The organism is Okeania sp. SIO3I5 (genome assembly GCF_010672085.1).
Taxonomy (GTDB): Bacteria; Cyanobacteriota; Cyanobacteriia; order Cyanobacteriales; family Microcoleaceae; genus Trichodesmium.
Genome location: NZ_JAAHHT010000545.1, coordinates 1 through 1120, shown reverse-complemented (window position 1 = coordinate 1120; position 1120 = coordinate 1). Strand labels below are relative to the sequence as shown.

The 1120-nt window shown below is 35.2% G+C and carries 1 protein-coding gene; it reads right to left on the bottom strand.

Annotated elements, in window-relative coordinates; genetic code table 11:
- Positions 1-412: 412 nt before the first annotated feature.
- A complete protein-coding gene (locus F6K40_RS40420) occupies positions 413-835 on the bottom strand; it encodes a DUF4359 domain-containing protein (protein WP_293146031.1) in 423 nt (140 codons plus the stop codon).
- Positions 836-1120: the final 285 nt, after the last annotated feature.

Sequence of the window (1120 nt, the reverse complement as noted above, 5' to 3'; positions counted from 1 at the left end):
AGGGAGAGGATTGACTAAAAGGAAAAAATTTATTTTTTTCCCTTGAAAGGGGAGACTTTACAGCAGTTTTCATTTGGGTAAACCACAGTAGGGACGTTCCATGGAACGTCCCTACAATATTCTGGTTGTAACGATGTAGTTCATCAATATGAAAAGCGCTGTCAACCTGAATCATCTAATTATTTAATTGTTTAATTATTAATTATTTCGGTAAAAACTCAAATAAAGTGAGGCATTAAACTTTAGGGATGTTCCATGAAACATCCCTAAAAAATTTGCTGAATTAGCACGAATTGTAATTAATAAACATCTCCAAAAATCAAAAATGAAATCAATTCAAGATATTAAATCAACAATTTTATTCCCTATTCCCTATTCCCTATTCCCTATTCCCTGACAACTGCCACGAAGTCTAATTTTGATCGATTTTCTGTGGTGGAAATGTCAGAAAATTTTCCAGTGCACCAATAGTTTGATATCTATTACCACGAAACTCAGTTGTATAAACACTAAATAATATTAAATTCTGACGTTGAGTGGCATTATCCATTAATTCTTTAATAGTAGTTCTTTGACTCTTAATTAGCTTTTCACAACTCTTAACTAAATCTCCTGTAAAATCAGTCAAAAAATCTGGCACTTTAGATTCTTTACAAACAGATTCTCTAATCTCAGTTGCCAGTTTATTAGAAGCATAATTAACATATTCATCTCTAGGAGGATTAGTAAATCCCATTATTGTAGCTCCTACTGTCAGAGCGATCGCTCCTGCTTTGCTCAATCCCCAAAATATAGGTGGTTTGCTATAACCGTTGGATTTTTTATCTTGTAACATAGTGAGAAATTCCTGATTATTTTGTATAGTCTGAATAGAGAAAATGATAGGTTAGTTTTCTTTCATAAGTAAAGAAAATATCAATACTTTTACAGTCATTATATTCTTAACTACATCTTAATGCCGTCTAATTTCCGGATAAAAATTTAACTTCCCTGGCGGGAAGTCCCGCGCTCTCCATCCCCCCTAACCCCCCGTGCATAGGGGGGAAGGGGAGCGTCGGGATGAAAGCCTGGGCCCGGATTTGGATACCTTCATAAGCTAAACGTTCATAGGCCCAAGACA